Here is a 6,103-nt window from a genome sequence, read left to right on the forward strand (position 1 = left end):
GGCGCGTTGGCAGGCGCGGCGGGCGCGGGGCGCGCCGTTGGGTAGACGACGCGCTGGCTGGCGGCGCCAGCGCGGGCGCGCGTGCGGGCGCGGGATCGTCGCCTACCGAGCGCGCAAGGCGTTCATTCCGCCGCGGATGAACGTGTCGATGGCAGTCTGGGCCCGAGGCCAGCTGTCGTCTCGGTCGTGGGCGAGGGCCGCAGCATAGCAGCCGGTCATCTGGAAGCGGTAGAGCGTCCGGGCCAGCTCGCCGTCCAGGTCGAGCGCGTGGTAGGCGTTGAGCGCAGGATTGTCCTCGTTCTCGATCAGGGCGAGCACCGTGGGCAGGAACAGCGGGTCGCGCACCAGGGGACGCCAGCGTCCGCCATCCCGAAGGGCCACGCAGAAGGGCACGCTCGCTGCGGGGGCCGTCCCGCCGTCCGTTTCTCGTAGGAGCGCCTGATCCTCCGCAGGGCCGCTCCCGTCGCCTCGGGGCGCTGCCTCATCCTCGCCGGCGCCCAGGACCTCCCGGCAGGCCGCGCAGCGCAGCTGGGTCGGCAGCGGGCGCACCTCGCGCAGGAAGTCGCGGACGAGGGCGGTGAGCACACGCTGGGTATTGGCGTAGTGAACGTAGAAGGTGGAGCGGCTCACGCCAGCCTCGGCGGCCAGCTCGGCCACGGTGACCTGGGCCAGCGGCTTGGCGGCCAGCAGGCGCAGCAGGGCCTCCTTGATGGCGTGGCGGGTGCTCTCGATGCGGCGGTCGGTCACGGGGCTCCTCGGGGTGGGCGGTACTTTCCGGACACATTGTACGACTTTGTTCAGCATCGTGCCGCCTGCGCGGATAACGTAACGGGCTGAGACTGTCGGCGGCCCGAGGAGCGATGCGGCGATGATATTCGAGATAACCCTAGAGCGCATGATCGTGTTCTTCCTGATACTGGCGGTGGGCTTCGTCGCCGCCAAGCTGAACGTCATCGGGCGAGACTACCTGCCGAGCCTGGCCAAGCTCATCACCAAGGTGCTGCTGCCGGTGATGATCTTCTACTCTACCTGCGTTGGCTGCACGCGCCAGGCCCTCTTCGACAACCTGGCCATGGTGGTGCTGGCCGCGCTGTTCTACGCGCTGGTGTCGCTCGTGCTGTTTCTGCTGGCCCGTGTGCTCCGGCTGCCCCACGACAAGGATCGTGTGTTCCAGTTCTGCTTCATCTTCGGCAACACGGGGTTTGTGGGCATCCCGCTGCTGGCGGCGGTGTTTCCCGAGACGGGCCTGCTCTACATGATGCTGTTCTCCCTGATCGACCAGGCGGTGTTCTGGACCTACGGGGTGTGGCTGGCCACGGCCCGCGATCGGCAGGTGGCGCGCTTCAACCCGCGCTCACTCGTGACGCCTAACACGGTGGCCATCGCGGCGGCTTTGGTGTTCGTGCTGGCGGACATCCCCCTGCCGCGGCTGGCGGCGCTCACCTTGGGCACCATCGACAACGCCACCAGCGCGCTGTGCATGATGTACCTGGGTGCGCTCGTGTGCTTCTCGAACGTGGGCGCCGTGCTGCGTCGCCCCGAGCTCTATGCGGGCGTGGCGGTGAAGATGGTGGCGCTGCCCGTGTTGGCCGGCCGATTGCTGGCGCTGACGCCGCTGCCGGGCGACCTGGTGTCGGCGCTGGTCATCATCATGGCGCTGCCGGTGATGACGGTGGTGCCCATGGTGGCCGCCCAGAACGGCGACGAGGGCGAGTACGCCACGGGCATCACCGTGGCCACCCTGGTGGCGAGCGTCGTGACCATCCCGCTGGCGGTGCTTCTGGCGTGACGGCGCGGGCTGTGCATGGAATGGGGCGGAAAAAGGCCATTTGCTTCGAAATTCCGAGGCTGCGCTCTCCGCTTGTCGCGTGGCTGCCGACGTTTTCCCAGGTCGCGAGAGCGGGTCACTCTCGTCGAGGGTAGATCGAGCCCCTGTGGGGCCTGAAAGCCTCGGAATTTCGAAGCAAATGGCCAGAATGCGGCGATTCCGATGCATGGGGGCGCCGCGACGCCTCCCCGGGTGCGAAACGGCGAAGTTCGCTGGCCTCCCACGACCGCCCCGCCCCCCCCCGACCGCGCTGCGCCCTTGGGAGGCGCCCCTAGCGCTTGAGCGCGCCGAAGAGCCCGCGCACTAGCTGGCGGCCGGCCTCGCGGCCTATCTGCCCCAGCACGGAGCTGGCGGCCTTGGCAGCCTGCGCCCGCTGGCGCTCGGCCTCGCGGGCGGCCCGCTCAGCCTCCTTCGCGGCGGCGACGCGCGCTCGCTCAGCCTCCTTGGCCAGGCGCTCCCGCTCTCGCTCGGCGGCCTTCTGCGCCTGGGCGTCCTCGGCCGCCCGCTGCGCCTCGAAGGCAGCGCGCTCCCGTTCGAGCGCCTCCCGCTCGGCGGCCAGGGCGTCGGCCTCGGCGGCTGCGGCCCGCTCGCCGGCGATGAGCTCGTAGGCGCTCTCGCGGTCGATAGCCTGGCCGTACTTGGCCGCCAGGGGCGCGGCGGCCTCCAGCGCGGCGGCCATCGTCTCGGGCGGCGCGGCGCCCATCGAGCACTCTGGCGGCAGCACCTTGGCGCGCTGCACCACGCTCGGCCGGCCCTCTTCGTCGAGCAGCGAGACGAGCGCCTCGCCGGTGCCCACCTCGCCGAGCGCGGCCTCGGCGTCGAGGTCGGGGTTGGCGCGGAAGGCGGCCGCCGCGGCGCGCACGGTCTTCTGCTCGGCAGGGGTGTAGGCGCGCAGCCCGTGCTGGATGCGGTTGGACAGCTGGGCCAGCACCTCGTCGGGGATGTCGGAGGGCGACTGCGTGATGAAGTACACGCCCACGCCCTTGGAGCGGATGAGCTTCACCACCTGCACGATGCGATCCACCAGCTCCTTGGGCATGTCGTCGAAGAGCAGGTGGGCCTCGTCGAAGAAGAAGACGAAGCGCGGCCGGTCGCCGTCGCCCACCTCGGGCAGCGTCTCGAACAGCTCGCTGAGCATCCACAGCAGGAACATGGCGTAGACCTGGGGGCTCGTGATGAGCCCCGCGGCGTTGAGCAGGTTGACGTAGCCGCGGCCCGCCTCGTCGCAGGCGAACCAGTCGGCCAGGTCGAGGGCCGGCTCGCCGAAGAACACGTCGCCGCCCTGATCCTCCACGGCGATGAGCGCGCGCAGGATGGCGCCGACGGACTGGGGCGACACGCGACCGTACTCCAGTTCGAACTCCTTAGCGTGCTCGCCCACATAGTTGAGCAGGGCGCGCAGGTCCTTGAGGTCGATGAGCAGCATGCCGCGGTCGTCGGCCACGCGGAACACCACGTTGAGCACGCCCTCCTGCACCTCGGTGAGCCCGAGCAGTCGCGCCAGCAGCACCGGCCCCATGTCCGACACGGTGACGCGCACGGGGATGCCCGGCCCGCCCAGCATGTCCCACTGGCGCACGGGGCAGCCGGCCGGCGCCCAGCCCGGCGCGCCCAGCTCGGCGGCGCGGGCGGCCAGCTTGCCATTGGCGTCGTCGGCGGCCTGGGCCATGCCGGTGACGTCCCCCTTCACGTCGGCCATGAACACGGGAACGCCCGCCTGGGAGAACCCCTCGGCCATCACCTTGAGCGTAACGGTCTTGCCCGTGCCCGACGCGCCGGCGATGAGCCCGTGGCGGTTGGCCTGGTCGAGCCGCAGGAGGCAGGCGACGTCGAGAGGGGAGCCCGCGGCATCGACCGCCTGGGCCATCCGGATGGTTCCGTCTTCCAGCATGGGGGATCCTTTCGCGCGGGAGGGGCCGGCGCTATCGTAGCATCGCCCCGGCGCTGTCTTCGGGCTGACGTGCGACTGTGCGGCAGCCGTTAGCTGGCAGAAACGCGCCCGCAGGGCTCATTGGCATTCGCCCGCGCGGGTCGGCGGACCTGTTTTCTTGGCCCGCTTGCGAACTTTTCCCTTGCCCGGTCCCGATGGGGCCGCTAGCATCGGAACATTCGCTTTTTTACGGATTCTAAGCAAATGAGAGTGAGGTTAGAGCTCATGACCCTTGGTGTTGGAAGAAAAGAGCTGGTGATGGTGGGCGTGCTGCTGGTGGGCGTGCTGCTGGCGGTGCTCAACCAGACGCTGCTCTCCCCGGCGCTGCCGGCGATCATGGCCGACCTGGAAGTGGATGCCACCACCGTGCAGTGGCTGACGAGTGGCTATTCGCTGGTGGAGGCCGTCGTCATCCCGCTTTCCGCGTACCTGATCGGCCGATTCTCCACGCGGCAGCTGTTCATCACGGCCTTCGCGCTGTTCACGGCCGGCAGCTTGGCCGCTGCTGTGTCGCCGAGCTTCTGGGTGCTGCTGCTGGGCCGCGTGCTGCAGGCGGCGTGCACCGGCATGGCCATGCCCATGGTGTTCACGGTGATCCTGCTCGTGTTCCCCCGCGAGAAGCGCGGCACGGCCATGGGCGTCATCGGGCTCATCATCGGCTTCGCCCCGGCGGTGGGGCCGTCGGCGGCGGGCCTGCTGGTGGATTCCGTGGGCTGGCGGGCGCTGTTCGCCATCGTGACGGCGCTCTCGGTGGTGGTGATCGTGCTGGCCGTGGCGGTCCTGCGCAACTACGGCAGCTTCGCCCGCGCTCCCTTCGACAAGCTCTCGGTGGCGCTGTCCACCGTGGGCCTCGTGTGCCTGCTCTACGGGCTGTCTACCTTCGCGTCGTCGGATAACCTGGCGGTCACCGCGGCGCTCATCGCGGTGGGCCTGGTGCTGTGCGCCCTGTACGTGCGGCGTCAGGTGACGCTGCCCGAGCCCATGCTGCAGGTGGGGATTCTGCGTTCCAGGAACTACGCTATCGCCGTGGTCATCATCGTCATCGTCCAGGCGGCGCTCATGGGCACGGGCGTCATCACGCCGCTCTACGTGCAGGGCGTGCTGGGCTTCTCGGCCACCATGTCCGGTGTGGCCATGCTGCCCGGCGCGCTCATCGGCGCCTTCATGGGACTGGTGTCGGGGCGCCTGTTCGACCGCTTCGGCGTGCGCCGCGTGGTCATTCCCGGCGTCATCGTGGCCGTGCTGGGCGCCTCGGGGCTGGCGCGCCTGGGCATCGACAGCAGCTTCCTCAACCTGACGCTCACCTACACCGTGCTGGTGGTGGGCCTGCAGTTCACCATGACCCCGCTCAACACCTGGGGCGTCAACTCCCTGGACAACAGCGTCATCCAGCATGCGCAGGGCGTGTCCAACACGCTCAACCAGGTGGCGGCGTCCATCGGCACGGCGGTTCTCGTCTCCATCTCGGCCCTCGCCCCGATGGTGGCGCCCCAGGCCGCGCCGCTTGAGCAGAGCTACGTGGGCGACCACATGGCCTTCATCGCCACCTTCGCCCTCATGTGCGTGGCGGGCCTGGTCATCCTGTTCCTCGTGCGCGACCGCAAGGGGACGCCGGCCACGGCGGCTGAGCGCGGCCAGGAGCCCGTCGACTACTCCGCCGGCTTCGATGGCGTGACGGTGGACGCCACGCGCGACGAGCGCCTCGATCCCGAGCGCGTCTACGTGGCCGCAGACGTGATGAACCGCCAGCCCGTGTGCGCGAGCGCCGGTGACACGATGGCCGAGGTCATCCGCCTCATGGCCGCCAACGAGACGAGCGGGCTTCCCGTGGTGGACGGCGCCGGCGCGCTGGTGGGCTTCGTGTCCGACGGCGACGTGGCCAACTACCTGGGCAAGACCGAGATCTCGGTGGTGGACAGCACGCTCAACCTGTATCGCTACGTGGACGATACCAAGACCATGGATCGCCTGCGTGCGCTGCTGGCCCTCAACGTGATGGACGTGGCCACCCGCCGCGTGGTGTCGGTGGGCGCGGACACGCCGGTGGACGAGGTGTGCCAGCTGTTCGCCAGCAAACGCATCAAGAAGGTGCCCGTGGTGGACGCCGAGGGCAAGCTCGTGGGCGCCCTCAGCCGTCGCAACATCATCCGCTCGCTGGCCGAGACCATCGATCTGATGGAGAAGTAGACCGCGCCTGCTTCGCGCGCCGTGAGGGGCCGCTCGGGATTCGTCCCGGGCGGCCCCTCGCGTAACAGGCGGGCAAGCGGTCGGGGCGCGGCGTGCTGCGGCGGCGGGCAAGCGGCTGGGACGCGACGCGCGCGGTCGGTGGCGGCGCGGCGCGCGGG

The 6,103-nt window shown here is 69.9% G+C and carries 4 protein-coding genes; 2 read left to right on the plus strand and 2 right to left on the minus strand.

The features are described 5' to 3' along the window. Positions 1–102: 102 nt before the first annotated feature. Complete coding sequence (locus D1643_RS09320) at positions 103–747, minus strand: TetR/AcrR family transcriptional regulator (RefSeq protein ID WP_160710359.1); 645 nt, start codon at positions 745–747, stop codon at positions 103–105. Between the two features lie 121 nt (positions 748–868). Between D1643_RS09320 and D1643_RS09325 the strand changes: the two genes are divergently transcribed. After that, a complete protein-coding gene (locus tag D1643_RS09325; RefSeq protein ID WP_160710360.1) occupies positions 869–1,789 on the plus strand; it encodes an AEC family transporter in 921 nt (306 codons plus the stop codon). Between the two features lie 310 nt (positions 1,790–2,099). Here the strand turns inward: D1643_RS09325 and D1643_RS09330 are convergent, their stop codons facing one another. Beyond that, positions 2,100–3,719 (minus strand): helicase HerA-like domain-containing protein, encoded by a 1,620-nt coding sequence (locus tag D1643_RS09330; RefSeq protein WP_201751063.1) that lies wholly within the window; start codon positions 3,717–3,719, stop codon positions 2,100–2,102. 243 nt (positions 3,720–3,962) lie between these two features. On the opposite strand from D1643_RS09330, the gene D1643_RS09335 reads away from it, so the two are divergent. Beyond that, on the plus strand, positions 3,963–5,945 hold the full coding sequence (locus D1643_RS09335) for a DHA2 family efflux MFS transporter permease subunit (RefSeq protein ID WP_160710361.1): 1,983 nt from the start codon (positions 3,963–3,965) through the stop codon (positions 5,943–5,945). Positions 5,946–6,103 lie beyond the last annotated feature (158 nt).

Source organism: Enterorhabdus sp. P55, assembly GCF_009911695.1.
GTDB lineage: Bacteria > Actinomycetota > Coriobacteriia > Coriobacteriales > Eggerthellaceae > Enterorhabdus.